This is a genomic window from Pseudidiomarina woesei, from assembly GCF_001418345.1.
GTDB lineage: Bacteria > Pseudomonadota > Gammaproteobacteria > Enterobacterales > Alteromonadaceae > Pseudidiomarina > Pseudidiomarina woesei.
In genome coordinates, this window is record NZ_LIPW01000002.1 from 210402 (window position 1) to 236770 (window position 26369).

Consider the following 26369-nt stretch of genomic DNA (forward strand, 5'->3'; position numbering starts at 1 on the left):
GGTCGCTAATCATTATAATTTTACTGCACAGTTTTTTTACCTGTGCGGTTGCGGCTGGGCACGTGGAAGATAGTGAACACACGTTTGATTATGCACTTCAACAGCACGTGCACAATGATCATCAACCCAGTTCTTCAGACACAATTGACCCTAATCATGAGCATCAATTTCATGCGCATGTGAGTTGCCTAACGGGTTATTCAATTGTTTCTAAAGCAATACCATGTCAAAGCATTGCCATTGCGCATGTTTCATCCTTTTTTGACAGCAACGATAAGCAACCTCCAACACCTCCGCCAAACGCTTAATCTTCACGTTAAAAATCGTGCGTAAGCACATTATTCTACGATGGAGATGATCATGAAGTTAATTTATTTTGTGATTGCTGGTCTTGTGGGTGGCATTTGTTTCCCATGTTCAGCAATTGCCAATGAGTTGACCCTGCGCGAAGCGTTTGAAAAAACTTTGCGGGGCAACCCGACTTTACAAAAGTACCCGTATCAGCAACGCATGGTAGAGGCAGATAAACTGCAAGCGGCGCTGCGGCCGAACCCAACAATTGGACTTGAGCTGGAGAACGTTGCCGGTAGCGGTAATAGCCAAGGTTTGGAGCATGCGGAAGCGACTTTATCGTTTAGCCAGCTGATTGAGCTCGGTGGCAAACAAGAGCAGCGAATTGAGTTAGTGTCAGCACACGCAAGCCAATTAGAAGCCGAGTTCGGTTATGCCAAAATTGAAATGTTGGCCGAAACTGCGCGCCGCTTTTATGACGTTGTGCGATTGCAAAACTTGGCAAAATGGAATTTTCAGCAGCGTGAGCGGCTTGAAAAAGCGCAGAAAACGGCACAACAACGCGTTGATTCGGGAGCGGTTCCACCATCTGAAGTAACGCGAGTTTTGTTGCAACAGCGCCAGGTTGTCGCTCGTTCACAAGAGCTGGCAGGCCAACTTAAAGAAGCAAACGCTCATTTGAGTGCAATGTGGGCGGGTGAGCCTAAATTCACTGGCGTAATCGGTGAGTTTCAATCCGCTATTGAGATACCTTCTCAAGCTGAAGTTGAACGAGCCGTAAACCAAGCACCTGAATTACTCCGGCTGCTAGACTCAGAGCGTTTGCTTAGCGCGAAAGCCGAATCGATAAAGGCGAGTGCGTCGGCCGATCTCAGCTTAGGTTTAGGTGTTCGTTTTAACAATCAATCAAATGATACGAGCTTAGTGTTCCAAGCGTCGATGCCACTGCAGCTATCGAATCCAAGTGAGGGAAGTATTCAAGCAAATAGGACTGAACGGGAATTAAATCTCGATCAACAGCGATTGGTTCGCCAGCAATTGAATGTATATGCGAGCGCTTTGTTAGCTCGTATACAAACAAATTTTCGCTACTTAAAAACCATTCAATCCGACCTATTGCCTCTTGCTGAGCAATTAGAACAAGAGACGAAAGAGGGGTATGCGAAAGGAATTAATAGCCTATTGGTGATACTCGATGCTCAGCACGAACTTGCGCAACTGGAGTATCAGTTAATTGAACGCCGCAGCGCTATTTACCACGATATTCTCGAACTCGAACGAATGACGGGTCAATCATTTTTGGAATCTAAATTATGAATTTCACAAAAGTAGTGTGCATGGTAATGAGTTTGTGTTTTGCGTTTAGCGCATCGATGCCCAGCTATGCATCCTCTGAACACAAGCATGAAATTACAGAAGAAAAGGGACCAAACGGTGGGACACTTTTGAGCGATGGTGAATTGAGTGTCGAAATCACAATATACGAATCGGGTATTCCACCTGAAATGCGTGTTTATACCTATTCAAACGGTCAATTAGTGAAACCAACAACAGTTGATTTACAAGTAACATTGCATCGTCTTGGTCATGAGAATGACAAACTCAGCTTTACCCCAGAAGGCGATTACCTAGTAAGTAATGAGGTTATTAGAGAGCCACATTCATACGAGGTTTCGGTCGAATTGTCGGTTAATAATGCTAGCGCAAAATGGCATTACGAAAGCTTTGAAGGCAGAACAACACTGTCAGATCGCATTATTGAGCGGGCTAATATAGTCGTTGAGCCTGCTGGCCCGCAAACGCTCAAGTTTAAGGAGCGATTGTTTGGTGTTGTTGCCCCTATAACAGGCAAAATTGCTGCCGTGGCGCCTACGTATAAGGGAAAAATTGAGTCAGTACTTGTGTCGGTTGGTGACAAAGTAACGCAAGGTCAAACGTTGGCGAAAGTAATCAATGCTGCTAGCGGCGTGAGCTACAACATTGTCAGCCCAATTTCTGGTGAAATTACAGAGCAATTTGTAACGGCAGGCGAAGTTGCCAATCAGCAAACACTTTTTGAAGTGGCCGACTTATCGTCAGTTTGGGTTGAGCTTTCAGCCTTTCCTGAAAACATCGAAAAGCTTCAAGTTGGGCTCGGTGCGGAAGTTTCTGACCTACATCGTCACGAACGGGTTCAAGGCGAGGTGATTTATATCGCGCCAGTTATGACCGGAGGGCATATTGCTCGGGCCCGGGTGCTTATTAAGAATGATTTAGGACATTGGCGCCCTGGAATGCATGTGCAAGCCGATGTAAAAACTAGCCAACAAGAGGTGCCGCTTGCTGTAAAAGTGGATGCAATTCAACGCTTTCGAGACATGCCAGTGGTGTTTGCCCAATACGGTAACACCTTCGAAGTGCGCATGGTTCAGCTTGGAGAAAGTGATGGCGAGTATGTTGAGGTTACTGGAGGGCTAGCTCCGAATACACCTTATGTTGTAGGGAATAGCTATCTCCTCAAGGCCGATGTGTTGAAAGACGGCGCCAGCCATGACCACTAAAGGGCGAATTCATGATTGATTTACTTATCCGCTTCGCTATTCAACGTCGTTGGTTGGTTATAGCAGCAACTATATTGGTTGCAGGTATTGGCGTATTTAGTGCTTTGAAACTGCCGATTGATGCGGTTCCTGATATTACTAACGTGCAGGTGCAAGTTAACACTGAAGCTGCTGGCTATTCGCCGTTAGAAACAGAGCAACGAATTACGTACATTGTTGAAAATGCCATGGCAGGCATTCCTGACCTTAGCTATACCCGGTCGATATCTCGCTACGGATTGTCTCAGGTGACGGTGGTATTTGAAGAAGGGACTGATATTTATTGGGCACGTCAGCAAATTAGTGAACGTTTGCAAATGGTGCGTGGCGAATTACCAAATGATGTCGAACCTGCCCTTGGGCCTATCGCTAGTGGCCTAGGAGAAATCTTCACCTATATTGTTAGTGCAAAGCCAACTGCGCGTGATGAAAATGGGCAGCCATATACCTTGGAATCGCTGCGCACGCTGCAAGACTGGGTTATCCGCCCACAGTTAGTAAAAGTACCCGGTGTAACGGAAATTAACACCGTAGGCGGCTACGAGCGCGAATATCAGGTGTCACCTGAACCGGGAAAGCTACTTGCCTATAAAATTTCGGTCGATGACGTATTTAGAGCACTGCAATTAAATAACGCCAACGCCGGGGCTGGTTACATTGAACGCAATGGTGAACAGTGGCTAGTGCGGTCGCCTGGACAATTACAGTCGTTAGATGACATTCGAAACGTGGTGATCACAAAGCGTGATGACGCACCGGTGCGCATTAAAGACGTAGCCAAAGTAGCTTTTGGTGAAGAATTGCGCACAGGAGCAGCAACAGCGGATGGTCAAGAGGTTGTACTTGGCACCGCGATGATGCTCATTGGTGAAAACAGCCGGATAGTATCGCAAGCTGTTGCTAAGCGTTTAGAAGATGTGCAGTTAAGTCTTCCCAAAGGGGTTACAGTTGAGCCGGTATACAACCGTACAACGCTTGTTGAAAAAACCATTGCAACGGTTGAAAAAAATCTCTTCGAAGGCGCTGTACTGGTTATTGTGGTGCTGTTTCTTTTATTAGGTAATGTCAGAGCCGCATTGATCACTGCCCTTGTTATTCCGTTAAGCATGCTGTTCGCTTTAACCGGAATGGCAGCGAACCGAGTGTCAGGCAATTTAATGAGCCTGGGCGCTATTGACTTCGGTATCATTGTGGATGGGGCGGTTATTGTCGTTGAAAATGCACTGCGTCGTCTGGGCTTAGCGCAACAACGACTTGGACGAATATTAACGCTCAAAGAACGCTTGCAAGAGGTCTTTGAAAGCACGCGAGAAGTATTTAACCCAGCAGTATTTGGCGTGCTAATTATCATGTTGGTTTATCTACCAATCTTTGCGCTAAACGGCGTTGAGGGCAAGATGTTCCATCCAATGGCATTTACTGTAGTTTTTGCGTTACTGGGTGCTCTTATCTTCTCAATGACGTTTGTACCTGCAGCACTTGCAATTTTCGTGAAAGGGAAAGTAAAACACGGTGAAAACAGCATCATGCGTGTTGCGCGACGGGCATATGAGCCGCTGCTACACATGTCGCTAAATAAGCCATTGTTGATTATTACAATTGGTTTTAGTTTGTTTATCGGCTCGGTTTATCAAATATCTAGAATGGGAACTGAGTTTTTACCGCAGCTGGACGAGGGGGATATTGCATTGCATGCACTGCGTATTCCCGGCACCGGTATTCAGCAATCGGTAGATATGCAGCTTCAACTTGAATCAGTGATTACTGACTTTGCTGAAGTGAAACGTGTTTTTTCTAAAATTGGCACTCCCGATGTTGCGACAGACCCTATGCCGCCAAGTGTTGCAGATACGTTTGTTATTCTTAAGCCACGAAGCGAGTGGCCTGAGCCAGACAAAACCAAGGAGGAGTTTGTTGCAGAGTTACGTGCTGCTGTTGAAAAAATTCCCGGCAATAAATATGAATTCACCCAGCCTATAGAAATGCGTTTTAATGAGCTGATTGCTGGCGTTCGTGCTGATGTCGCTGTGCGTATATATGGTGATGATCTTGAACAGTTGAAAATAGTGGGCGATCAAGCTGTTCAGCTCATTACAGATGTTGATGGTGCCGCCGATGTTCGCGTTGAGCAAATGACCGGATTACCAACATTATCTGTGACGCCACAGCGTGATCATCTGGCCTTGCTGGGTTTAACAATTCAAGACGTGCAAACAGCAGTTCAAAGTGCTGTTGGGGGGTTAAACGCAGGTACTATTTATGAAGGTGACAAAAGGTTTCGTTTAATGGTCCGTTTGGACGAATCCTGGCGACGCAATATCGATGCATTAAAGCGGCTTCCTGTGGCTGTGCCTCAGGCGACTAATCCCGAATTGCAATATGTTCCATTGGGGGAAATTGCAGACGTCGCGTTAACCGTTGGGCCAAACCAAATTAACCGGGAAAGCGGTAAGCGCAACGTGATTGTCAGTGCTAATGTTGTTGATCGTGACCTAGGCTCATTTGTTGCAGATATTCGAAGTCAGTTACAAAACGAGCTAGCGTTACCGGCTGGCTACTGGATTGATTATGGTGGTACTTTTGAGCAACTCCAATCAGCGTCACAACGTTTAGCAATTGTTGTTCCATTAACACTACTATTGATTTTCGGTCTGTTGTTTAGCGCATTTAACTCGCTATCAAACGCTTTAATTATTTTTACGGGAGTTCCGCTTGCACTTACCGGAGGTATTTTGGCCCTTTCATTAAGAGGCATGCCATTGTCAATTTCTGCTGCCGTTGGGTTTATTGCTCTGTCTGGTATCGCGGTGTTGAATGGGGTGGTTATGTTATCGTTTATTCAGCAGTTGCGTAATGAAGGTAAGGCCGTTATCGAAGCTGTCTATGAGGGAGCTCGTCAGCGGCTAAGGCCGGTGCTTATGACCGCGCTTGTGGCAAGCTTTGGCTTTATTCCAATGGCGTTTAATACAGGCACGGGCGCTGAGGTTCAGCGGCCTCTAGCTACGGTTGTCATCGGCGGAATTGTCTCATCGACATTACTGACGTTGGTTGTACTTCCGGCGCTTTACCTGCTGATAAGTAAGTTCCGACGACCGCAGGTTCATTCGTAAGCTAGTAACGTATTAAGTTGGGCTTAATCGCCCAACTTTCAATGGTGGAATTCATGCGCGAGCTAGGCTGATCAGGTAGTCGGCTAGGGCACCCATGCCCGTCGCTGCAACACCGGCGCGCTGTTCAGCTGCTTGGTTGTAATTGGTGTTGGTGTTGACGTCGTACACAAATAGTTCGCCCGCAGCATCTTCTATAAACTCAATGCCAGCTACGTCTATTTGGTTTGCTTCTAAAAAGCCTTCAAGCTTGCCAATTATGTCGTGGTTATCAAAGCGTTCGGTAATCGAAAACTTGTGCGCTTGCTCGCCGGTTGGGCAGAATTGCTCTTCTATGGAGCAGTTATCCGCAGGGCATAGTTCAAATCCGTCTTCGGTGTTCACTTGTACCGTGTACAAAAATTTGCGGCCAATAAATTCGGCGCGGGTAATAAACGGCTGTTGGGGCTGAATGTATTCTTGTAACAGCCAAATACCGTCTAGCGGCTCGTCAATGTCAGTTCGCGCAAGGTACTTTTGCAGAGGTTCAATCGACTCAAAACGCTGTACGCCCAAACCCTTACCACCGCGGTTTGGTTTTAAAATAAGCGGCCATTGGTTGAATGCTTGTGCTGCTTCAAGAATATGTTGTTTGCCAACTACGGCGTGTGTTCGCGGCACTTGAAGCCCGGCGCGTTGCAAAGCTGCATACTGCGATAATTTGCACACCTCGAAGGCAAGTACTTTGGTGTTATTCACAACGGTGCGGTCAAAGCTTTCCAGCCGTGTCAGCACAGCGCGGGTTAACTCAGGGGCAAAGCGATGGCCGCGGGTATGTGACGATGCGCTCATGCGGTTGTAATAAACGGCGTCTGCTGGGGCTTCATCAAAAGCAACAGCGCCGGTATCTAAAAACCATTCAATGGCGGTAACGCCGCGCTTGGCAAATTCAGCTCGCAGCGGCACTAACCACTCGTCGTTTTCGTGCAGTACAACTATGTCGCGCATTTGGCTCCCGTGAACATTCTTTGGTTACATTTTGATGTGTATATTACAGTCTATAATTGGGAAAACGATCAATTCGAAAAAGCTATAAGTCAGACCTGAAGATTCTACCTTAAGTGGGCTACCCAACACGAAAACGCAGAACCTGTTCACCATCAACAACAACGTCAGAATGTAACACACCGCCGCTGGCCACAATAAGTGCGCGCGAGGCTGAATTATGGGCATGACAGTGAATATGCACGCAGTTATTGCCCAAGCGGCGAGCTTCGGCAATGCTTAACTGCATCAGGTGAACGCCCAAGCCGTGGCCACGTGCGCTAGGGCGAATACTGAGGCCAATATGGCCACCGCAGTGCTCTATTTGAGCATTTAAGAAGTGCCGAACGTTGGTGCAGCCAACAATTTCGCCATCTCGAATCAGCCAAAACGTCGAGCTTGGCACATAGCCTTGTGGAATATCCTCACCCAGACGAAATGCTGCAATTCGCGCCAACATGGCTGGAAAATCACTGTGCTCAAAGTCTAACGGAAAAGGGTAGCGCTCTTCGTCGCCAAGCTCCGCAATATAGCTTAAATAACTGGCCTGGTAGTCGGCACTCGGCACAACAAGTTGCAGCATTACTCGGTAACCGCTTTTGTGGCGTTCCAGTTCACAGCGCGCCACTGGCCGTTTTGCTTTTGCAGCACACCGGTATTGTAGAATCGCTGCGATGGTTCGTTGCTATCGACTGGGGTGAGTACCAAGGTGAAATTAACCAAAATCGCGTCGCCAAAGCGCTTAAATTCAAAGTTTTCACCGGTGTACCAGGCTGTTACTTCGCTTTTTTCTAGCGGCGGTGCGTCGCTGAACCCTTGCGCAAGTTCGGGCCAACCAAAGCGGGTGCCACTTGAACTGGTGTAGGTTAATTGCTCTGACCAAAATGCACGGTGGGCAGCGCTATCATTCACACTAGCGCCATACAAAAAGGTTTCAATGGCCTGTTGTACTTCTTGCTGAACTTCTTGTTGTACTTCGTTAGTTGCTTTCGCTTGCACTGCGGTTTGGGCAAGCAGGCAGCCAAGCATCAGGCTAATTATTAAGAGGTTTTTCATTTTATTTTTCCACTGTATTTTTCTACGAAAGCGCGTTAAAAAGTCAGTGTTTTACTCTAATCGTTTTGCAGTAGTAACACTATCCTTTGATATCGATTTCTATTTCTGGATAAGAAGCGCTATGATCAGGCAACTGTTATCTGCCTAATGAAAAGAAGTAAAACGATGAGCCTACCAAATTGCCCAAAATGTAATTCAAGTTATGTTTACGAAGACCAAGCGTTGTTGATTTGCCCCGAGTGTGCCTATGAGTGGAACCCCAACGAAGTTGCGGAAGAAACGGCTGTTCAGGTGAAAGACGCCAATGGTACGCCGTTAGCTGAAGGCGACAAGGTGACGTTAATTAAAGACTTAAAAGTAAAAGGCTCGTCATTGGTGTTGAAAGTGGGCACCAAGGCAACCATTAAGCGCTTTGCCGATGGCGATCATGACATTGACTGCAAAGTGGATGGCGCCGGCGACATGATGTTGAAATCGCAGTTCGTAAAACGTCAAAGCAGCTAGACTGTGGCGCACAGCAAACAGTGTTCAACAAGCGTTGTACTAAGTTCTTTTGTATAAATAAATAACGAGAAAACCATGAAAGTAGGCGTGTTTGACAGTGGGGTTGGCGGTTTAACCGTGGCCAAGTCGTTGCAGCAAAGCGGGCTGTTTAGCGAAATCACCTATTTTGGTGATACCGCTCGGGTGCCCTATGGTAATAAAGATAAAGCCACTGTAACGCGTTATGCACTTGAAGCGGTTGAGTTTTTTAACGGCGCCGATGTGGACTGTGTGGTGGTGGCCTGTAACACCGTGAGTGTGACGGCGCTGGAAGCCATGCAGCAATTTTCGAACAAGCCTGTTTATGGTGTGCTAGAGCCTGGGGTTATGGCGTTGCAGCAGCTCGGAACTGTCAGCAATAAAACGCGAGTGCTCATTATTGCCACGCGATCCACCATCAGCTCAGGGGCTTACCAAAAGCGCATTGACGCCCTTGGTGTGGGGCATATTGACGCCATAGCCACGCCGTTATTTGTGCCCATTGTGGAAGAAGCGCTGTTTGAAGGGCCGATATTGCAAGAAACCATGCGTCATTATTTCAGCCCGTTAACCAAACCCGATGTGGTGTTGTTGGGGTGCACGCACTTTCCATTAATTGCTGAGCAAATTGCACAGTATTTTGGTGGCGTTGCGGCCATTCATTCGGGTGAAGCTATGGTGGCGTGGCTACAACAAAACCTTGATTTACCCCAGCGTTTTGAGCAGACACCGATTCGTATTTTAGCTTCAGAAAATGTTGAGGCGGTAAAACGCACGGCAAAGCACTGGGGCTTGTCGCTTTAACAACCATAACAATAAGAAAAATCAAAACTAGGAACCTCTTATGGCTCGCACACTTACGTTTGCTACACGTATTGTTTCACTGTTGGGGCGTATTGATATTACTGACAGTTCATCTGAGCAATTGGCGTACTACGCTAAAGGTGAATTTGCTTTACTTAAACGGCGTTGGCGTATTTACGACCACAATAACCAAGAGCTGATGCAAATTCATCATAAACGGTTGGCTATACGACCGACGTTTGTGGTTTCGGGCCAGCTTGGGCCGATGACACTGCAACGCAAATTCTTTAGCTTGAAGCGTGAGTATTGGGTTACCGGTGGTCCCTATGAAGGCGCAGTTTTTAAAGGTAATTTGCTGGATTTAGCCTTTACCATTACGCGCAATAATCAACTGTTGGCGAAGGCTTCCGAAAAATTGTTATCTATTCGCGACACGCACAATGTTGAAGTGTTGACCGACAGCCATGACGATGAGCTTTTTACCGTGTTGGCGGTGGTGGCTATGCAGCTTGAGAAGAAGGCGTCGGATTAAATGGCCAATGCACTGTTGCGTACACTTGTTTGGGTGGTTATTTCTTTGGGGGTATTTGGCATGGCACATGCAGAAACTAATCAAACACAAGCTCAAGCCGAGGCCGAAGCGAGCAGGGCTAGCCAAACCATTTATGTGTTTCGACATGCCGAGAAAGTAGCTAATAAGCCAGATCCTGAGCTATCTGAAAAAGGCCGGCGCCGCGCGGCAAACCTAGCTAAAGTGCTTAGCAAAGCAAGCATACAACGTATTTATGCGACCAAATATCAGCGCACTCAACAAACCGCGCAGCCGTTAGCAACGCAATTGAACCAAAGTGTTAACACCTATGCTGCCGGCGATAGTGTTGGTCTAATTCAAGCCATTCGCGCTTATGGACAAACGGCCGTAATCATTGGTCATAGTAATACCGTGCCCGATATAGTTCGCGCAGCCGGCGGTGATGCACCAGAGCTGTCAGAGAAAGACTACGGCGACTTGTTTGTGGTGCAAATTGTCGGTGGCAGAGTCACTACATTGCGCTTATTTATTCCTGCCGAATAAGCAAGTTTATGGTCGTTACTGAGGCGCTAAAGCGCTATGTTGAAACGCTTGCTAAATTTCGTGAATATTGGCAATTCGTTGCATTTTCGGCGGTCTGCGACTCGCCTGAAAATACCGACCCATTGTTAGCATTTGCTGCAAGCGATCTACGCCACGCACTTGAACACCTAAGCGATGATGAGGTTGAGCACCTTGATACCAATACTGACGCCTTAAATGCGTTTTTTGCTCCTTGGTTCAACGACGTCATTGCGCTACCAACCATCACCAGCAATAACCAACTAAGCTCGTTCTCGCAGGAGGAACTGCCGTTTTGGTTGAGTAACGGTATTGGCGGGCGTAAATTGGCACAAATTCGTGCATTTTTAGGGCAAATTCCGGTTGTTTCTGGTACAGCCATTGAATGGTGCGCCGGAAAGGGGCATTTGGGCCGATTGTTGGCATTTACCCGTGCCCAGCCGGTAGTTAGTGTGGAATGGCAAGCGCCGCTATGCCACGCGGGCCAGGCTCTGGCTGAAAACTTGCAACTTCACCAGCGCTTTGTGCATGCCAATGTCATGACCGATGCACAACGTTTGGCACCAGAATTCACCGAAGCCTCGCAAGCCTTCGCGCTGCATGCATGTGGCGATCTTCATCATGCCCTTATTGCACAAGCCGCCGCAGCGCATTGCGAGCAGATTTATATAGCGCCTTGTTGCTACCACTTAACGAAGCAAGTGCCATATCAAGGGTTATCCAACGCAGCACAGCAGCAACTGCAACAGCAGCATCTTAGTTTCAGTGCGCATGACCTCAAGCTGGCAGTTCAAGCGCAAGTAACTGCGGGAGAACGAATAGCAAAGCTGCGCAAAACCGAAGTTCATTGGCGGCTGGCTTACCAATGTTGGCGTGAATCACTTACCAGTGATTCGTACTATAAACCGTTGAGTTCGGTGAATAAAAAGTGGTTTGCTGGCGGCTTTGCAGATTTTGCACAGTGGGCGGCACAACAACACCAGCTTGAGCTACCAGCGCAGTGTGACTGGCCTCGGTATTTAGCCGAAGGGCACCAGCGCATGCAGCGAGTGGCGCGGTTAGAATTATTACGCCATGTATTTCGACGCCCGCTAGAGTGTTTGTTGGTACTTGACCGAGCGGCTTGGCTAGAAGAGCTAGGTTATAACGTGACTGTTGCTGAGTTTTGCGACTACCAACAAACCCCGCGAAATTTTCTGCTAAAAGCGCAGCGATGTTAGTTGTTGCGCGCGGAAGTTTGACGCTCATCAATATAATTTTTAGTGGCTCGACTACCATAAACTCATAAACCACATAAGGAGTAAGGTTATGAGTGTATGGCGCGAGTTTTTTACTGACCCGGTTATTTTCTTTTCATTTACTGGCCTCGCAATCGTTGTCGGCTTGTGTGTTTTTTATGCCATCTTCTTTATTAAAAAAGCTGCAGAGGCAGAACTAGAGCAAAAATCGGGTTCTCATTGATCAATTGCGAACTTGTTGGCGTAAGTTAGGGACTAATTCTAATCTTATTTAAATACTTCATTTAAGTGAAAGGAATGCCCGATGAAACGTTTTCAAGTTGCATTATCGCCGGTGGCTTTCAAGTCATTAACTCTAGCGGTTATGTTTGCGCTGCCTACAACGGTTGTCGCACATAATCATTCCAAAGCTGAAGACGACCAGCGCTATGCGTTGCCAAAAAGTGCCACCGCGCAAGATTTCATTGCCATTTTTAAAGAGATTAACGGTGAGCACCCTGGTATTCGCAAGGCACACGCACGTGGTGTTTGTGCGGTGGGAGCGTTTACTCCATCGACGGCAGCGAAACAGCGCTTCACCAGCCCGTTATTTCAAGTAGATAATGCGCCATTAACCCTGCGTTTTTCGATGGGCGGTGGTAACCCTAATGCCGATGAACGACGCGGAGCGCGCGGCGTAGGTATTCAGTTTGATTTGCCAAATAGTCAATCACATACCATTGCCGGTATTACTTCGCCGGTATTTTCAGGTGCCACCCCAAACCACTTTTTAGGCCTGCTGCAGTGGAACCTAAAAATGATGCGTGGTGAAGCAACCCGCGAAGATGTACAAAAATTTATGGCAGCGCACCCGTCAATGCAGCCAGCGATTGAATGGAATCGCGGGCGTACCCCGTCGGCTGAATACACATCGGCAACCTACTATGGTATTCATGCTTTTTGGGCAAATACCCAAGGTGATGCGGAAAAATTCCGTTGGCAATTGGTGCCGCAGGAGGGCGAGAAAAGCCTCACTAAAGAGCAAGTTGACTCTGGGCCAAAAAGCTTTTTGACTGAACGACTACTTGAGCGGGTGAAAAGCGACGGTTCGGTGACCTTCGATTGGCATTGGACTATTGGTGCGGCTGACGACCCAACCAATGATCCATCGGCCCAATGGCCAGCCGAGCGAGAGCAAGTTAACGTCGGCACCATTACGGTCACGAGTGCCGGTGGCGAGGCCTGTACTCCAATTAATTTCGACCCAGTGCGTGTTGCGCGTGGTATTCGCCCAAGTGACGACCCCGTGCTACCAATTCGCTCAGCGGCATATGCTATTTCATTTGGTAAACGCTTAAGTAATCAATAATCACTTAGTCGTTGTTCATACTGTCAAGCAGGCGTTGAAACTCTGAATTTTCTTCAAGTAACTCAACGCCTGCTGAGATTAACGCGTCAGCTTGTTCTTTATTTAGCGACAAGCTGGTTGGAATTTGATTAAAGAAACTTCGCCGCTGCTGCTGTTGAATTCCTTCGAAACTTATCTCTACAAAATAGGGATCAATCGGTTCCCAAAACGACGATAGTTCGTCAGACCAACGTGCCATGCTTCGACGAATTAGGCTAATTGTCGCTGCATTATATCGGTGCAGCTGTGTGTCAGTTACGGCGCTAATCGTTGATTCAATGTCAGGAATTTCATTCGTGTGTTCAATATTGTAACGTGGCTTTGTCGAAGCATTGACCGAAATAATAACCAAGCGCTTTGAAGGTTTACTACCAATGCGCTTCATAAAGTTGGTAATGCCGCCGCCAATTTCTACGAGCTCATAAAATGCCATTAAACCGAGGTTATCGGTAATACCGCCATCAACCAAATGAATGTATTGGCGCTCGTCTCTATTTTTATAACTGCGCAGCGACGCAACAGTTTCCAATAGGTGCGGCGACAACTTGGCTTCGGCAATTTGCGATTCGTTTAATTCTTCTAGGTAATTTTGCGCTGCATTAAAACAGCCTTTATGGTTTTTTAACACTACAGGGTTGAGCATAACGGGTACTGCTGAAGAAGCGGTAACTGCGCGTGAAATAGGGTAACTGGCAATATTCGAGCACAACAAATCGAAATATTCTTGCACGAATGAAAACCGTATTCCGCCACCTAAGTCAGACGCGTTGATTAAAATGAGTGGGCCATTGCGTTTGTTCAAATCTGCAAAGGTTGCGCCTTTGAATAAGCGTTCTTCGTAAATACGCGTGGCAATATCGGTGCGGCCACGGTTCGAAAACCACAACACTGGACTAGCAATACCGTAAACCCATTCCGACACGTAGTCGCGGCGCAAAAAGTCATCTTCAAAGTCATTAAATATTTTGTCGCCGTGCAGTCCAAAGTACGCCGCGGTAAAACTTCCGCCTGACACTGAGGTAATCATGTCCACTTCATCAAGTAAGCGAACCGACTTACCGTCAATAGTCACTTGGGTATCTCGTAGCCCTTCAAGCACGCCATAAGATAAAGCTGCGGCGCGGCTGCCACCACCAGAAAAAGCCAGCACCAAGGTTATATCGTCCGAACGGTTATGTTCCGCAGCATAGTTAGCTAACGAATAATTTTGTGGTGCTGCATCTTCCACTTGGGAATGGTTATCGATTGCGCCATAGGTGGCGCAACCAGATAGCGCTGTGACTAAAAAAAGAATAACGGAAACTTTATTAAGTACCAAGTTTGACACTTTATGCGCCTCGGCTTGCGGCTTTTCGGGCGGCGTTACGTGTGGCATAGTATTCCTTGTCTAATCTACAAATAACTAAACTCAGTGTATAGCGAGTTCAAATGACTAGCTAGTTTCGAGCAATAATTACGCAATTTGATACGAAAATTCAGTTGCTAATTACACCAGTTGCATTATGTTTAAAGTGTTTACATTGTTATTGGAGCCACTGTGTTCGTCACACGACCCAAACGGATAGTCTTTATTGTTGCTGTGCTCAGTTCATTGGCTCTGGCTTTAGTTTCAGTTGAATACTTTCATAGCTTAAATAAAGAGCGCGCCAAAGCCCACTATTTGAGTGAAACTCAGACAGAGTTTACCAAACTACGTGCCGATATTGAGTCAGAGATAAATTTAGCGATTTATAGCGCTTGGGGCTTTGCCAGCTACTTAACCTCGCATCCGACTAGTTCGCCCGCAGAATGGCAACGTTTGGCGCAAGATCTTATTGATCAAACCAAGTTCGTTCGTAACCTTGCAGTTGCTCCAAATAACATTATTGAATTTGTGTACCCGCTAAAAAATAATGAAGCTATCATTGGCTTTGATTATGATTCCATACCTGAGCAGCGAGACGCAGTTCGACGCGCTCAAGAAACGCAAAAAACTATTTTGGCCGGGCCGGTAAGCCTTATTCAAGGCGGGCAAGGCTTAATTTATCGCATTCCGGTTTTCACCCATACCGATCAATCTCAGGAATATTGGGGAGTGATCGCCGTGGTGGTTGATGTGGAGGCTCTATTCGCCGAGGTTGGTCTGCATCGCATGGCTGAGCGCTACGACATTGCCATGCGTGGGCGTGACGGGCTTGGTGCACAAGGTGATATTTTTCTGGGCTCTGCAGATACCTTTACCAATGCTAACCTTACGGAGCGCGTGCGTTTTCCGAATGGTTACTGGCTGTTGGCCTTGGCAGCCGATGCCAATGAAGTATTAACGTTTTGGCAGGAGCAAAGGGTTCGCCTCATCGGATATCCTTATGTGCTGGCGTTGTATATCATGCTCTTTACATTGTTTTTGTGGTATCGTGCCTCTTACGGTGAGGCCATGGTTGACCCATTAACGAACGTTGCGAATCGTCGTAAGGTTATGGAGCAACTGAATACCTTAGTGAATATTTACGGGCGACACCCAACCCCGTTCACAGTCGTCGTTATCGACATTGATCGCTTTAAGCAAATTAATGATCAATTTGGCCATCAGGCAGGCGATACCGTATTAAAATCGTTGGCTCACCGTATGTTGGTGAATACCCGCACGTCCGATTTAGTTGCCCGCATTGGCGGCGACGAGTTTTTGGTAGTGCTGATGGGGGTTGATAACCCGAAAATTATCGCCGAGCAATGTAATAAACTTGCGCAAGCAATACGAGAGCCGGTGAGTTATAAATCGCAGCTAATTGAAGTGTCGGCCAGTTTAGGGCATGCCAGCTTTCCCGCTGATGGCGAAACCCTTGATGCGTTAATACACAGCGCCGATCATAAGATGTACAAACAAAAACGGAACGCATGAATACAGACCGCACCCTTGCTGAATTAATTGAAGTTATTCCTGATGCTGCCATGGTGGTTAACCGAAACAGTGAATTTGTATTGGTTAACCGTATGTTGGTTGACATGTTTGGCTATGACAAAAAGCGTGAACTGCTTGGTCAAAGCTTGGATATGCTTTTGCCTGATGCGGTTCGCGGTGCTCACCAAAATCATGTAAATGCATTTTTTGCGCGCGGTGAAAATCGGCCCATGGGCAAAGGCTTTAAGTTTGTCGGTCAGCGCAAAGATGGCAGCACCATTTACGTCGAAATTATGCTTAGTCATGTGGAGCTTGAGGATGGCGCATATGCCATTGCCTTTGTGCGTGATACGACTTCTCTTAAGCTCACTGAAGACAAAATACGACGTGAACTCGAACATGAGCGAGCCCTGGCGTTAACTGATCATTTAACCGGCCTTGCGAACCGCCGTTCGTTTGTTGAAGAGCTTGAAACCGATATTCTTGAACTACGTGAACATGGCTGGCAATTTGCCGTATGTTTCATTGATTTAGATGATTTTAAACGCATTAATGACACCCAAGGTCATGAAGTTGGTGATAATGTTCTACAACACGTCGCTTCAGTGATTAAAAACGGTTGCCGTGGTTCAGACCTCGTGGCACGTGTTGGTGGTGATGAGTTTGCTACCATTCACCCAGGCGCAACTCTTGAAGATGCCTTGCATGTACTTGAGCGGGTGCGAGAGCGTTTAATGCATGAGCTTGCCGACCATAACTGGCCAGTGACGTTATCAATGGGGGTTTGCCATTGCGGAGATCAGACGATAAATTACGATGTTGCGGGTATTTTGCGCGCTGCCGATGCAGCGATGTACGAGGCTAAACAACAGGGCAAGAATCAGATTAAGATTGCGCGCGTTGCTGCTTCAAATTGCGAATAAAGGTAATTAAATGCTCAATGGGCATTGGGCGCGCATACAAATAGCCTTGAAACTCTTCACAACCGGCGTTCATTAGGTAATTTGCTTGTGCGTGTGTTTCGACACCTTCGGCAACCACCCGCAGATGAAGCGCTTGTGCCATAGCTAAAATAGTGCGCACAAGTTTCGCATCTTGCTTGTTTTTGACGATATCTTTGACAAAGCTTTGGTCTATTTTTACTTCTTGAATAGGCAGTAACCGTAACGTATTCAACGAAGAATAACCGGTTCCAAAATCATCCAGCGAAACTTGAACCCCTTTTTCGTGAAGTACATTCAGAACACCTTTAATACCTTCTAAGTTTAACAGCGCCGCGCTCTCGGTCAGCTCTAACTCAATGACAGACCAGTCACCCGGTAACGAAGACAGGTTTGCGATAAAGCGCTCGCAACTTTCGCTATTGTTAAAGTCAGCGGCAGAGACATTAAACGACACTCGTTTAATGTCACGATAAAGTAATTCGTTCGAGATTAATTCGTGTATGGCTTGGCGCATCACAAAGTCTGTAATTGCGCAAATTAAACCATTCTCTTCGGCCAGAGGAATAAAGTCAGAGGGGGGAATCATGCCTTTTTTCGGGTGATGCCAACGCACTAGCACCTCAACGCCGGTCATGATGTTTTTCTGTACGCAAAACTGTGGTTGGTAAACTACCGTTAATTGCTTTTGTGCAACCGCTTCTTTTAGGTCAAGTAATAGCTGCGCGCGCGCTGAAACAATTTGACTTAACTCGGCATTAAACAATTTATATGAGCCGCGAGCCGAGTTTTTGGCTTCATCTAACGCCAAGGTTGCTGCGTCAATAAGGGTATTTGCTGTGTTGCCATCGCGAGGGTACAGCGAAATACCGGCGCTACTTGAGAAGTTAAGTCGCGGCGCTTCGGCAACATGCAAGTTTTCAATGCGCCGTTGTATGTTTTGAATAAGCGGCACAACAGCGTCAGGCCAGCGCGAGTCGGGTAGGGCTATGGCGAATTCATCGCCCCCAAATCGCGCTAATAACGCCTGTTGATGACAAGAGTCGCGAATAATATCTGCAATTTGCACTAAAAAGCGGTCGCCAGCTTCAAGGTTGACGTGGCTGTTAATTTGTTTGAAACCGTCAATATTGAGAATAATGACGGTTAGGTTGTGATCTTTGTTTTTGGCGTAAGCCAATTCACTGTTCAGTTCGCGCTCAAACATGTGCCGATTTAATAACAGCGTTAACCCATCGCGCTCAGAAAAATTGCGTTCACGTTGTAGGGCTCGGTGGGCAAGAATATAGAGCATAAAGGCAGTGACCGTAACATAAGCCCAACCTTTGTAGGTTTGTAATTGGGTTAAATAAGAAGACTCGGCGGCGAGGGTAAAAACAAAACGATCTGAAAAGCTAATCCAGATATAGCCTAAGAATAAATAGAGAAACGCAATGGCTGCGGCTGTGCGACGCGGCGACATATACTGCTCCTTGTCGTGTTGTTTTACCGTTTAGGTAAAATTTACATTAGCAAGGAGCAGAAAATTTAACCACATTTATTTTAAGTATTTCGCATGAAAATGTAAGTGCTGCTCAATAAAGCTCGCAATAAAATAATAGCTGTGGTCGTAGCCTTCATGGCGCTCAAGTGTGGCCTCAATTCCTGTTTGCGCAATAGCTTGCCCAAGATCATCGGGGCGCAGTTGCTCGGCCAGAAAATTATCAGCTTCACCTTGTGAAACCAGCATTGGCGGCGCAGTGCGATGTTTCAGCAATAGTTCGGTGGCGTCGTAGGCCTGCCAATCATCACGGTCATCGCCTAAATAGCCACTGAAGGCTTTGTGCCCCCACGGGCATTGTGTGGGGTGGCAAATGGGTGCAAATGCCGACACACAACGGTACATGCCTTTATTGCGTAAGGCCATAACTAGCGCGCCGTGACCGCCCATTGAATGGCCGCTAATGCTGCGCGCTGAGGTAAGTGGAAGTGATTGCTCAACAAGCTCAGGTAGTTCCTTAACAATGTAGTCATACATATGGTAATGCTTTGCCCACGGCTGTTGAGTGGCATTCACGTAAAACCCAGCGCCTAGGCCAAAGTCATAAGCGCCGTCGCTGTCATCGGGTACGCCTTCGCCACGTGGGCTGGTGTCAGGAATTATCAGCGCTATACCTAGCTCTGCAGCCACGCGTTGCGCGCCTGCTTTGCTGCTAAAATTTTCATCGGTACAGGTTAGCCCAGACAACCAATACAGTGCAGGTACTTTGGCGTTCGCGGCTTGTGGCGGCAAAAACACGCTAAACTGCATGGTGCAGTTTAGTGTGTTTGATTCATGTTCAAAGCGCATTTGGCGGCCGCCAAATGCTTTGGTTTCACTAAGTTTATTTATCATAGTGAATCACCGAGCGAATCGATTTACCTTCGTGCATTAAATCAAATGCTTTGTTGATGTCGTCTAGGCCCATGGTGTGAGTAATAAAGGTACTTAACTCAAACTCGCCATCAAGATAACGTTGCACGTAATCGGGTAATTGGCTGCGGCCTTTTACGCCGCCAAAAGCGCTACCACGCCAAACTCGGCCGGTAACCAATTGAAATGGGCGGGTTGAGATTTCTTCGCCGGCACCGGCAACCCCAATAATGACAGACTCGCCCCAACCTTTGTGGCAACATTCAAGAGCAGAACGCATAACTTTTACGTTACCAATACACTCAAAAGAGAAATCAACACCACCGTCGGTCATCTCGACAATAACTTCTTGAATAGGCTTGTCGTAATCTTGTGGATTAATACAGTCGGTAGCTCCCAGTTTTTTCGCAATACCGAACTTTGACTCGTTAATATCAATGGCAATAATGCGACTAGCCTTGGCCATCACTGCGCCAATAATTACCGACAAGCCAATACCGCCTAGGCCAAATACTGCTACGGTATCGCCAGGTTGTACTTTGGCTGTGTTCATTACCGCACCCATACCGGTGGTTACGCCGCAACCTAATAGACACACTTCTTCTAAAGGTGCTTCTTTGCTGACTTTGGCTAAAGCAATTTCGGGTACTACCGTGTATTCAGAGAAGGTTGAGGTGCCCATGTAATGATAAATAGGCTTGCCGTTTTTTGAAAAACGAGTGGTTCCGTCAGGCATTAAACCTTGACCTTGAGTGCTGCGAATAGCTTGGCACAGGTTGGTTTTGCCCGATTTACAGAACTTACATTCACCACACTCAGGTGTGTACAAAGGAATGACGTGATCGCCAACTTCAACAGAAGTAACGCCCTCACCAACGGCTTCAACAATACCGCCGCCTTCGTGACCTAATATAGCCGGAAATACGCCTTCAGGGTCTGCGCCTGACAAGGTGTATGCGTCGGTATGGCAAACGCCGGTGGCAACAATACGCACTAACACTTCACCTTTTTGCGGCGGCATTAAGTCCACTTCTTCAATGGATAATGGCTCGCCAGGTGCCCATGCTACTGCAGCGCGCGTTTTGATCATGTCCATGGTTACGTCCTTTTGCTTTCATGTATGAGAAGGGTAGTTTAACCCTTACGGTGGAAAATTAAAAAAGGCTCATAAAAAAGCCGCTCTGTAGCTAGGCTAGCAGAGCGGCAATAGGTGCAGAATACTACATTAGTTGAACGTGTGTTACAGCGGGTTACCATCGCTATCAAGCATAGTCACTTCACCTAAGTTCAAACTACGAACTTCGTCAGTGATTGTTGCTGCGTCGCCAATAATAACCCAAGTAAGTGACTCCGGATTAATTAGCGTATTTGCGTTGGCTTTCACGTCATCTAAGGTAATAGACGTTACACGCTCGGCATAGTTCTCTAACCATGCCATATCTTTACCTTTATCTAACGTACCCACAATGGCACTTAGCAATGCGCCTTTAGTTTCGTAGGCGCCTGGCAGTTTCGCCGTTTTGTTCATTTGAACTTTCTCAAGCTCTGCTGCTGTTGCTGGCTTTTTGGTTTGGTACTGGGTCAACTCTTTTACGATTTCTTGAATCGACTCTTTGGTTTTATCAGTTTGTACCGGCGCCATGGTAATGAACATACCGGCTTCATTGTAGCTAGACCAAATAGTACGGGCACCGTAAGACCAACCTTTGTCTTCGCGTAGGTTCATGTTGATGCGGCTGGTGAAACTGCCGCCCAAAATGGTATTGGTCACGTCTAATGCTTCAGCGTTATCAACGCGCTCAGATGGTGCTAAATGCCCCGCTAAAATAGTTGATTGTGGTGCGCCGGGTTGGTCAATAATGTACACACGCTGCTGTGGCTGCATGGCAACATCGGTGAACTGCTTGGTTGGCTTCGCTGTCGCTGGAGCCTGCCAGTTGCTCAGGGCCGCTTCCAACATTGGCTTAATTTCAGCTTCTGTTGTGGCACCCACAATAACTAAGCGTGCATTGTCAGGGCGCAACCATGTATTACGGTAACTAATTAAGTCATCACGAGTTAATGACGTGATTGAAGCTTCAGTACCCGAGCCGGTTAACGGCACACCATAAGCATGGTTATCACCAAAAATTAAACCTGGCAGAATACGAATTGCCTGGCTGGTTGGTGAGGCTTTCTCTTTCTTAATATTTTCTAGCCAGTTGCCGCGTTTACGTTCAATTTCATCTTCGGCAAAGGCGGCATTTTGTACCACGTCAGCAAAAATCGCTAAGCTTGGCTCAAGATTTGCTACCAAACTGTCCATGGATACGGTTGAGCTGTCGATACCTGCGTTGGTGTACAAGTTGGTGCCGAGCATCTCTAGTTCACGAGCGATGTCTTGCGATGTGCGCTGTGCGGTACCTTCACGCAGCATGCTCATGGCAAAGCTAGCGGTACCCACTTTACCACCGAAATCTGAAGCGTAACCGCTATCAAAGCTTAAGTTCATTTGTACAGTAGGTACGTCGTGACGTTCAGCTAAAGCCACTTCAAGGCCGTTTGACAGGGTAAAAGTGGTTAGCTCTGGCAAATCAAGCTTGGGCAACTCGCCAACTTCAGGAAGTTTAGAGCGGTCAGCTTGTGCCGCTGCTGGCTGATAACGCGGCTGTGGCACAACGTTTAGTACAAATGCACCATCGCTTAACCAGCGTTTTGCGGCGGCTTGAATGTCGGCCGGGGTAGCACTTTTTAGTTGTTCAAATTCGGCTTTGTAGAAACCAGGGTCGCCATGGTAAACCTCACCAGCGGCTAGCAAGTCTGACTTACCACCAAAGCCACCAATACGCTCTGCACCACGAACAAAGTCGGCTACACCAGAGAACTTCACGCGCGCTAGCTCTTCAGCAGTTGGGCCTTCGGCAATAATTTTCGCAAGCTCTTCGTCAATAATGGCTTCAATGCGCTCAAGTTCGACACCAGGTTTGGCATCGGCAATCACGAAGAACTGGCCGGCAAGGGTACGTTCATATTGGAAGCCAGAAACCATACTGGCAATTTGCTCTTCGTGAACTAGGCGCTGATACAGACGCGAGTTTTTACCGCTTGCTAAAATACTGGTTAGCAAATTCAAGTAAGTTGAGTCGGTGGTACCCATTTCAGCAGTATTCCACAGCTTATAAACTCGTGCTGCAGGCACGTTGTCTTCCATTGTGGCGCGCTTGGTGCCGGTTCTTTTCGCAACCCAGCTTTCTAATTTCTGTAGCGGCTTACCCGGTGCAATATGGCCAAAGTATTTCTGCATTTTTTCTTTCGCAGTCGCAACATCAATGTCGCCGGCCAAAACAACCACCGCGTTAGCGGCACCGTAGTAGTCGTTAAACCACTGATGCACGTCTTCTAAAGACGCAGCATTTAGGTCTTCCATCGAACCAATGGTTGACCACGAGTATGGGTGACCTTCAGGGAAGGTTTGTTCAGCTAAGAAGCCAAATACACGGCCATAAGGCTGAGCTTCGCCTTGGCGCTTCTCGTTTTGTACAACGCCGCGTTGCTCATCAAGCTTGGCTTGGGTAACAGCACCAAGCAAGTGACCCATACGATCAGATTCCATCCATAACGCCATGTCGAGCGCCGGGGTTGGTACGTTTTGGAAGTAGTTGGTACGGTCACTGTTGGTGGTGCCGTTCATGTCGGTAGCACCTGCACGTTCAAACGGACCGAAATATTCGTCATCATAGTTTTCGGTGCCGTTAAACATTAAGTGTTCAAATAAATGCGCAAAGCCGGTTTGACCTTGTTTTTCGTCTTTTGAACCTACGGCGTACCAAACGTTTACCGCCACAATAGGCGCTTTACGGTCTTCATGAACAACAACGCGTAGACCGTTATCTAAAGTGAAGCTTTCGTAGTTAATGGCAACGTTCGGGAACTGTTGGGCTGCAACTGCTGTAGTTTCGGTAGCTGGTGCATTGTTTGCGGTAGCTTGGCAGCCGGTCAGTAATACAGAAGCAACAGCGACAGCCGTTAGCGTATGACGAAATTTCATAGTCGGTTTCCTTGTTTATACCTAACATGAATAAATTAATGTGTGGCTATCATAGCCAACCTTGGCAACCGAGCCTATGAATTCGCGGCGCAAAAATGTAACAAGATTGTTCAAACTTTTACAAAGCTTCCATTTAGCCGCCTAATCGACGATAATTCTCGGCTGTTGTCGGGCAAAAAGAAAGAAGTTAAGCGTGGGAAAAACAACCATCATCGCCATTGCAGGCGCATCTGCATCGGGTAAAAGTTTATTTGCATCAACCGTTTACCAAGAGCTCGTGGCTGAGCTTGGTGGGCAAGGTATTGCTATATTGGCTGAAGACGCTTATTACCGTGACCAAAGCCACATGAGTTTTGAGCAGCGTCAGTTGACCAACTACGACCACCCGTCGGCATTTGAACATGAGTTGTTGGTTGAGCATTTAGAGCAGCTTCGTCAAGGCCAAGCTATTGAAATGCCTCAATACAGTTATAAAACCCATACACGCTTGCCAGACACCATAAAAATTAGTCCAGGGAAGGTCATCATGGTTGAAGGAATTCTTCTGCTTAACGACCCTAACCTGCGAAAAATATTCGATATTTCTGTGTTTATGGATACGCCGCTTGATGTTTGTTTGCTGCGCCGTATGACACGAGATGTGGAAGAACGCGGCCGTACGATTCAGTCAGTAGCAGAGCAGTATCAAGAAACCGTGCGTCCCGCCTTTTTTGAGTTTATTCTGCCTTCGAAGCAATTTGCTGATTTAGTGGTTACCCGTGGTGGCCACAATGAAATTGCCATCGATTTAATTAAATCAAAAATTCGCCAGTTGCTGGCTGAATAATCCGATAAATAACGATAACAAAAACGGCATTTACTTATGAATAGTTTTCTTGGAATCGCGATCATCTTATTGGTTGCTTATTTATTTTCTAGTAACCGTAAACAGATTCGCTGGCGCACCGTAGGCGGGGCATTTGCATTTCAATTAGCATTGGGTGCGTTTGTGCTTTATGTGCCATTTGGGCAAGACGTTTTATATGCGGTCGCCTCGGGCGTCGCTAAAGTAATTGCTTTTACCAACGCCGGTATTCAGTTTATGTTTGGTGGCTTAGCGTCGGCCGATTTTGGCTTCGTGTTCGCCATTCAAGTGCTTAGCGTTATTGTCTTTTTCTCGTCTTTAATTTCGGTGCTGTATTACTTAGGTATTATGAAGTGGATTATCCGCGTGTTGGGTGGTTCATTGCAAAAAATAATCGGTAGTAGCCGTCCTGAATCAATGTCAGCTGCCGCTAACGTATTTGTTGGCCAAACCGAAGCACCCATGATGGTACGCCCATTTATTGCCAGCATGACACGCTCAGAATTATTTGCGGTTATGGTTGGTGGTATGGCGTCAGTGTCAGGCTCTGTATTGGCTGGCTATGCTGGTGTTGGGGTTGAGCTGAAATACCTTATTGCCGCCAGTTTTATGGCAGCACCTGCTGGCTTGTTAATGGCCAAAATGATAATTCCAGAAACCGAAAAACCGCGCGAAGATATTGAAAATATTATCGCCGGCGCAGGTGATGGCGCAAAAACCGACGATGTTGAGGTTGAAGACCGCGCGGTTAACGTCATTGATGCCGCCGCTGCGGGCGCCTCCAGCGGTGTGCAACTCGCTATTAATGTGGGGGCTATGTTGATTGCTTTCGTGGCACTTATTGCACTAATTAACGGCATGTTTGGGTGGGTTGGCGGCTGGTTTGGCTACCCAGACTTATCGCTGCAACAACTCTTTGGTTATATTTTCCAACCAGTTGCGTATGTGCTGGGCGTTAGCTGGGACGAAGCGCAGCTTGCTGGTAGCTTTATCGGCCAAAAGCTGGTGATTAATGAGTTCGTAGCATACCTCGACTTTGTGAACTACAAAGATCAGTTAAGCATGCACAGCCAAGTGATTATTACCTTCGTACTCTGTGGTTTTGCTAACTTTTCATCCATTGCAATTTTGCTTGGTGGGCTAGGTGGTATGGCGCCAAGCCGTCGTCATGACATTGCGCGCCTAGGCTTAAAAGCATTATTAGCGGCAACTCTTGCAAATATGATGAGCGCCGCCATTGCTGGTTTCTTCTTTACGCTTGGTTAACGAGCGAGTCAGCTAAGCGCTAGGGCTAACCGCCTAGCGCTTACGCATCACACCTTCTTGCATAGTCGAGGCCACCAAGGTGCCGTCGCGACTAAATATCTGACCACGAACCAAGCCGCGAGCTCCAGTAGCTGCTGGGCTGTCTATGGCATATAGCAACCAGTCGTCCATACGAAAGTCTTTATGAAACCACATAGAATGGTCAATGGTGGCCATTTGAATGTTGGGCTGCGCAAAGCTGTGGCCGTGCGGCTGCAGGGCAGTCGGTAAAAAGTTAAAGTCTGAGGCGTAAGCCAATAAATATTTGTGTACACGCGGGTCATCTGGCATGTCGCCATTAGCGCGAATCCAAACATAACGGCGCGGTTCATCAACCACAGGTTTAAATGGATTATTAGCGGTCACGAAACGCATTTCTATCGGTTTTTCGCAAATAAATTTGTTACGAATAGCCTCTGGTATGAGTTCGGCATGTTCACGATAAATATCAATATCAGAAACCAAGCCTTCTGGGCCCGGTACTTCAGGCATGCTGTCTTGGTGTTCAAAACCAGGCTCGTCAATTTGAAATGACGCAGTCATGTAAAAAATGGGCTTGCCGTATTGAATAGCTTGCACGCGGCGGGTTGAAAAACTTTTGCCATCGCGAATATTTTCTACATCGTAAACAATGGGTTTGTGGGCATCGCCTGGGCGCAAAAAATAGGTGTGTAGCGAGTGCACTTTGCGGTCTTCAGGCAAGGTTTCTTTGGCCGCCGATAACGCCTGACCAATCACTTGGCCGCCGAATACGGCGCCGAATCCTAAGTCTTGGCTTTGGCCGCGATAAATTCCTTGCTCAATGGTTTCTAGCTTCAATAAGTCTAGTAAATCGTGTAACACCTGACTCATACGGTTTCCTTATCTGGTCTGATGAGTTCA

At 47.1% G+C, this 26369-nt stretch carries 23 protein-coding genes; 14 read left to right on the forward strand and 9 right to left on the reverse strand.

Annotation, left to right across the window (positions count from 1 at the left end; translation table 11 throughout):
- Positions 1–360: 360 nt before the first annotated feature.
- Genes ASC40_RS05080 through ASC40_RS05090 form a run of 3 tightly spaced genes read left to right on the forward strand, consistent with a single transcriptional unit; the run spans position 361 to position 5980 of the window.
- The gene (locus tag ASC40_RS05080) at positions 361–1608 is read left to right on the forward strand and encodes a TolC family protein (protein WP_055438694.1); all 1248 of its coding nucleotides are present in this window, start codon (positions 361–363) and stop codon (positions 1606–1608) included.
- Positions 1605–2831 (forward strand): efflux RND transporter periplasmic adaptor subunit, encoded by a 1227-nt coding sequence (locus ASC40_RS05085; protein WP_055438695.1) that lies wholly within the window; start codon positions 1605–1607, stop codon positions 2829–2831. Before ASC40_RS05080 ends, ASC40_RS05085 begins: the two co-directional genes overlap by 4 nt.
- A gap of 11 nt (positions 2832–2842) precedes the next feature.
- The gene (locus ASC40_RS05090) at positions 2843–5980 is read left to right on the forward strand and encodes an efflux RND transporter permease subunit (protein WP_055438696.1); all 3138 of its coding nucleotides are present in this window, start codon (positions 2843–2845) and stop codon (positions 5978–5980) included.
- Between the two features lie 51 nt (positions 5981–6031).
- On the opposite strand, the gene ASC40_RS05095 is transcribed toward ASC40_RS05090, so the two are convergent.
- The 3 genes from ASC40_RS05095 to ASC40_RS05105 form a co-directional block, all read right to left on the reverse strand.
- Positions 6032–6964 carry an ATP-grasp domain-containing protein gene (locus ASC40_RS05095; RefSeq protein ID WP_055438697.1) on the reverse strand — a complete coding sequence of 311 codons (933 nt, stop codon included), beginning with the start codon at positions 6962–6964 and terminating at the stop codon, positions 6032–6034.
- A gap of 118 nt (positions 6965–7082) precedes the next feature.
- Positions 7083–7583: a GNAT family N-acetyltransferase gene (locus ASC40_RS05100; RefSeq protein WP_072243386.1), complete on the reverse strand. Its 501-nt coding sequence runs from the start codon at positions 7581–7583 to the stop codon at positions 7083–7085.
- A complete protein-coding gene (locus ASC40_RS05105; RefSeq protein WP_055438698.1) occupies positions 7583–8056 on the reverse strand; it encodes a nuclear transport factor 2 family protein in 474 nt (157 codons plus the stop codon). The genes ASC40_RS05100 and ASC40_RS05105 overlap by 1 nt, the downstream gene beginning before the upstream one ends.
- Positions 8057–8221: 165 nt before the next feature.
- Between ASC40_RS05105 and ASC40_RS05110 the strand changes: the two genes are divergently transcribed.
- The 7 genes from ASC40_RS05110 to ASC40_RS05135 all read left to right on the forward strand — a co-directional run bounded on the left by ASC40_RS05110 (position 8222) and on the right by ASC40_RS05135 (position 13061).
- Entirely contained in the window at positions 8222–8560 is a 339-nt protein-coding gene (locus ASC40_RS05110) for a zinc ribbon domain-containing protein YjdM (RefSeq protein WP_055438699.1), read from the forward strand.
- Between the two features lie 75 nt (positions 8561–8635).
- Entirely contained in the window at positions 8636–9382 is a 747-nt protein-coding gene (murI, locus tag ASC40_RS05115; protein ID WP_055438700.1) for a glutamate racemase, read from the forward strand.
- A gap of 40 nt (positions 9383–9422) precedes the next feature.
- Positions 9423–9914, forward strand: a complete 492-nt coding sequence (locus ASC40_RS05120) for an LURP-one-related/scramblase family protein (RefSeq protein ID WP_055438701.1) — start codon at positions 9423–9425, stop codon at positions 9912–9914.
- Complete coding sequence (locus tag ASC40_RS05125; RefSeq protein WP_055438702.1) at positions 9915–10457, forward strand: SixA phosphatase family protein; 543 nt, start codon at positions 9915–9917, stop codon at positions 10455–10457.
- 8 nt (positions 10458–10465) lie between these two features.
- Entirely contained in the window at positions 10466–11695 is a 1230-nt protein-coding gene (locus tag ASC40_RS05130; protein WP_055438703.1) for a methyltransferase, read from the forward strand.
- An 88-nt stretch (positions 11696–11783) separates the two neighbouring features.
- The gene (locus ASC40_RS11745; protein ID WP_072243387.1) at positions 11784–11936 is read left to right on the forward strand and encodes a DUF3149 domain-containing protein; all 153 of its coding nucleotides are present in this window, start codon (positions 11784–11786) and stop codon (positions 11934–11936) included.
- Between the two features lie 81 nt (positions 11937–12017).
- On the forward strand, positions 12018–13061 hold the full coding sequence (locus tag ASC40_RS05135; RefSeq protein ID WP_055438704.1) for a catalase family peroxidase: 1044 nt from the start codon (positions 12018–12020) through the stop codon (positions 13059–13061).
- 4 nt (positions 13062–13065) lie between these two features.
- Here ASC40_RS05135 and ASC40_RS05140 read toward each other — a convergent pair whose 3' ends face one another.
- Positions 13066–14475, reverse strand: coding sequence for a patatin-like phospholipase family protein (locus ASC40_RS05140; protein WP_055438705.1), 1410 nt, complete (start codon positions 14473–14475; stop codon positions 13066–13068).
- Positions 14476–14637: 162 nt separating this feature from the next.
- On the opposite strand from ASC40_RS05140, the gene ASC40_RS05145 reads away from it, so the two are divergent.
- Both ASC40_RS05145 and ASC40_RS05150 read left to right on the forward strand, forming a co-directional pair.
- Positions 14638–15978, forward strand: coding sequence for a diguanylate cyclase domain-containing protein (locus ASC40_RS05145; RefSeq protein WP_055438706.1), 1341 nt, complete (start codon positions 14638–14640; stop codon positions 15976–15978).
- The gene (locus ASC40_RS05150) at positions 15975–16901 is read left to right on the forward strand and encodes a sensor domain-containing diguanylate cyclase (protein WP_055438707.1); all 927 of its coding nucleotides are present in this window, start codon (positions 15975–15977) and stop codon (positions 16899–16901) included. The genes ASC40_RS05145 and ASC40_RS05150 overlap by 4 nt, the downstream gene beginning before the upstream one ends.
- Here ASC40_RS05150 and ASC40_RS05155 read toward each other — a convergent pair.
- The 4 genes from ASC40_RS05155 to ASC40_RS05170 all read right to left on the reverse strand — a co-directional run bounded on the left by ASC40_RS05155 (position 16864) and on the right by ASC40_RS05170 (position 23338).
- On the reverse strand, positions 16864–18381 hold the full coding sequence (locus ASC40_RS05155; RefSeq protein ID WP_055438708.1) for a putative bifunctional diguanylate cyclase/phosphodiesterase: 1518 nt from the start codon (positions 18379–18381) through the stop codon (positions 16864–16866). The two genes, ASC40_RS05150 and ASC40_RS05155, sit on opposite strands and share 38 nt — an antisense overlap.
- A 75-nt stretch (positions 18382–18456) precedes the next feature.
- On the reverse strand, positions 18457–19293 hold the full coding sequence (gene fghA / locus ASC40_RS05160) for an S-formylglutathione hydrolase (protein ID WP_055438709.1): 837 nt from the start codon (positions 19291–19293) through the stop codon (positions 18457–18459).
- Positions 19283–20407 (reverse strand): S-(hydroxymethyl)glutathione dehydrogenase/class III alcohol dehydrogenase, encoded by a 1125-nt coding sequence (locus tag ASC40_RS05165; RefSeq protein WP_055438710.1) that lies wholly within the window; start codon positions 20405–20407, stop codon positions 19283–19285. Before ASC40_RS05165 ends, fghA begins: the two co-directional genes overlap by 11 nt.
- Before the next feature lie 144 nt (positions 20408–20551).
- Entirely contained in the window at positions 20552–23338 is a 2787-nt protein-coding gene (locus ASC40_RS05170; RefSeq protein WP_055438711.1) for a M16 family metallopeptidase, read from the reverse strand.
- A gap of 193 nt (positions 23339–23531) precedes the next feature.
- On the opposite strand from ASC40_RS05170, the gene udk reads away from it, so the two are divergent.
- Positions 23532–24164, forward strand: a complete 633-nt coding sequence (gene udk, locus ASC40_RS05175; protein ID WP_055438712.1) for a uridine kinase — start codon at positions 23532–23534, stop codon at positions 24162–24164.
- A gap of 36 nt (positions 24165–24200) precedes the next feature.
- Positions 24201–25448, forward strand: a complete 1248-nt coding sequence (locus tag ASC40_RS05180; protein ID WP_055438713.1) for a NupC/NupG family nucleoside CNT transporter — start codon at positions 24201–24203, stop codon at positions 25446–25448.
- A gap of 33 nt (positions 25449–25481) precedes the next feature.
- Here ASC40_RS05180 and tesB read toward each other — a convergent pair whose 3' ends face one another.
- The gene (gene tesB, locus ASC40_RS05185; RefSeq protein ID WP_055438714.1) at positions 25482–26339 is read right to left on the reverse strand and encodes an acyl-CoA thioesterase II; all 858 of its coding nucleotides are present in this window, start codon (positions 26337–26339) and stop codon (positions 25482–25484) included.
- Positions 26340–26369: the final 30 nt, after the last annotated feature.

What these genes read in the sequence shown, in the direction of transcription:
- ASC40_RS05080 (WP_055438694.1), top strand. Translation starts at nt 361, where the DNA reads ATGAAGTTAATTTATTTTGTGATTGCTGGTCTTGTGGGTGGCATTTGT.
- ASC40_RS05085 (WP_055438695.1), top strand. Translation starts at nt 1,605, where the DNA reads ATGAATTTCACAAAAGTAGTGTGCATGGTAATGAGTTTGTGTTTTGCG.
- ASC40_RS05090 (WP_055438696.1), top strand. Translation starts at nt 2,843, where the DNA reads ATGATTGATTTACTTATCCGCTTCGCTATTCAACGTCGTTGGTTGGTT.
- ASC40_RS05095 (WP_055438697.1), bottom strand. Translation starts at nt 6,964, where the DNA reads ATGCGCGACATAGTTGTACTGCACGAAAACGACGAGTGGTTAGTGCCG.
- ASC40_RS05100 (WP_072243386.1), bottom strand. Translation starts at nt 7,583, where the DNA reads ATGCTGCAACTTGTTGTGCCGAGTGCCGACTACCAGGCCAGTTATTTA.
- ASC40_RS05105 (WP_055438698.1), bottom strand. Translation starts at nt 8,056, where the DNA reads ATGAAAAACCTCTTAATAATTAGCCTGATGCTTGGCTGCCTGCTTGCC.
- ASC40_RS05110 (WP_055438699.1), top strand. Translation starts at nt 8,222, where the DNA reads ATGAGCCTACCAAATTGCCCAAAATGTAATTCAAGTTATGTTTACGAA.
- murI (WP_055438700.1), top strand. Translation starts at nt 8,636, where the DNA reads ATGAAAGTAGGCGTGTTTGACAGTGGGGTTGGCGGTTTAACCGTGGCC.
- ASC40_RS05120 (WP_055438701.1), top strand. Translation starts at nt 9,423, where the DNA reads ATGGCTCGCACACTTACGTTTGCTACACGTATTGTTTCACTGTTGGGG.
- ASC40_RS05125 (WP_055438702.1), top strand. Translation starts at nt 9,915, where the DNA reads ATGGCCAATGCACTGTTGCGTACACTTGTTTGGGTGGTTATTTCTTTG.
- ASC40_RS05130 (WP_055438703.1), top strand. Translation starts at nt 10,466, where the DNA reads ATGGTCGTTACTGAGGCGCTAAAGCGCTATGTTGAAACGCTTGCTAAA.
- ASC40_RS11745 (WP_072243387.1), top strand. Translation starts at nt 11,784, where the DNA reads ATGAGTGTATGGCGCGAGTTTTTTACTGACCCGGTTATTTTCTTTTCA.
- ASC40_RS05135 (WP_055438704.1), top strand. Translation starts at nt 12,018, where the DNA reads ATGAAACGTTTTCAAGTTGCATTATCGCCGGTGGCTTTCAAGTCATTA.
- ASC40_RS05140 (WP_055438705.1), bottom strand. Translation starts at nt 14,475, where the DNA reads ATGCCACACGTAACGCCGCCCGAAAAGCCGCAAGCCGAGGCGCATAAA.
- ASC40_RS05150 (WP_055438707.1), top strand. Translation starts at nt 15,975, where the DNA reads ATGAATACAGACCGCACCCTTGCTGAATTAATTGAAGTTATTCCTGAT.
- ASC40_RS05155 (WP_055438708.1), bottom strand. Translation starts at nt 18,381, where the DNA reads ATGTCGCCGCGTCGCACAGCCGCAGCCATTGCGTTTCTCTATTTATTC.
- fghA (WP_055438709.1), bottom strand. Translation starts at nt 19,293, where the DNA reads ATGATAAATAAACTTAGTGAAACCAAAGCATTTGGCGGCCGCCAAATG.
- ASC40_RS05165 (WP_055438710.1), bottom strand. Translation starts at nt 20,407, where the DNA reads ATGGACATGATCAAAACGCGCGCTGCAGTAGCATGGGCACCTGGCGAG.
- ASC40_RS05170 (WP_055438711.1), bottom strand. Translation starts at nt 23,338, where the DNA reads ATGAAATTTCGTCATACGCTAACGGCTGTCGCTGTTGCTTCTGTATTA.
- ASC40_RS05180 (WP_055438713.1), top strand. Translation starts at nt 24,201, where the DNA reads ATGAATAGTTTTCTTGGAATCGCGATCATCTTATTGGTTGCTTATTTA.
- tesB (WP_055438714.1), bottom strand. Translation starts at nt 26,339, where the DNA reads ATGAGTCAGGTGTTACACGATTTACTAGACTTATTGAAGCTAGAAACC.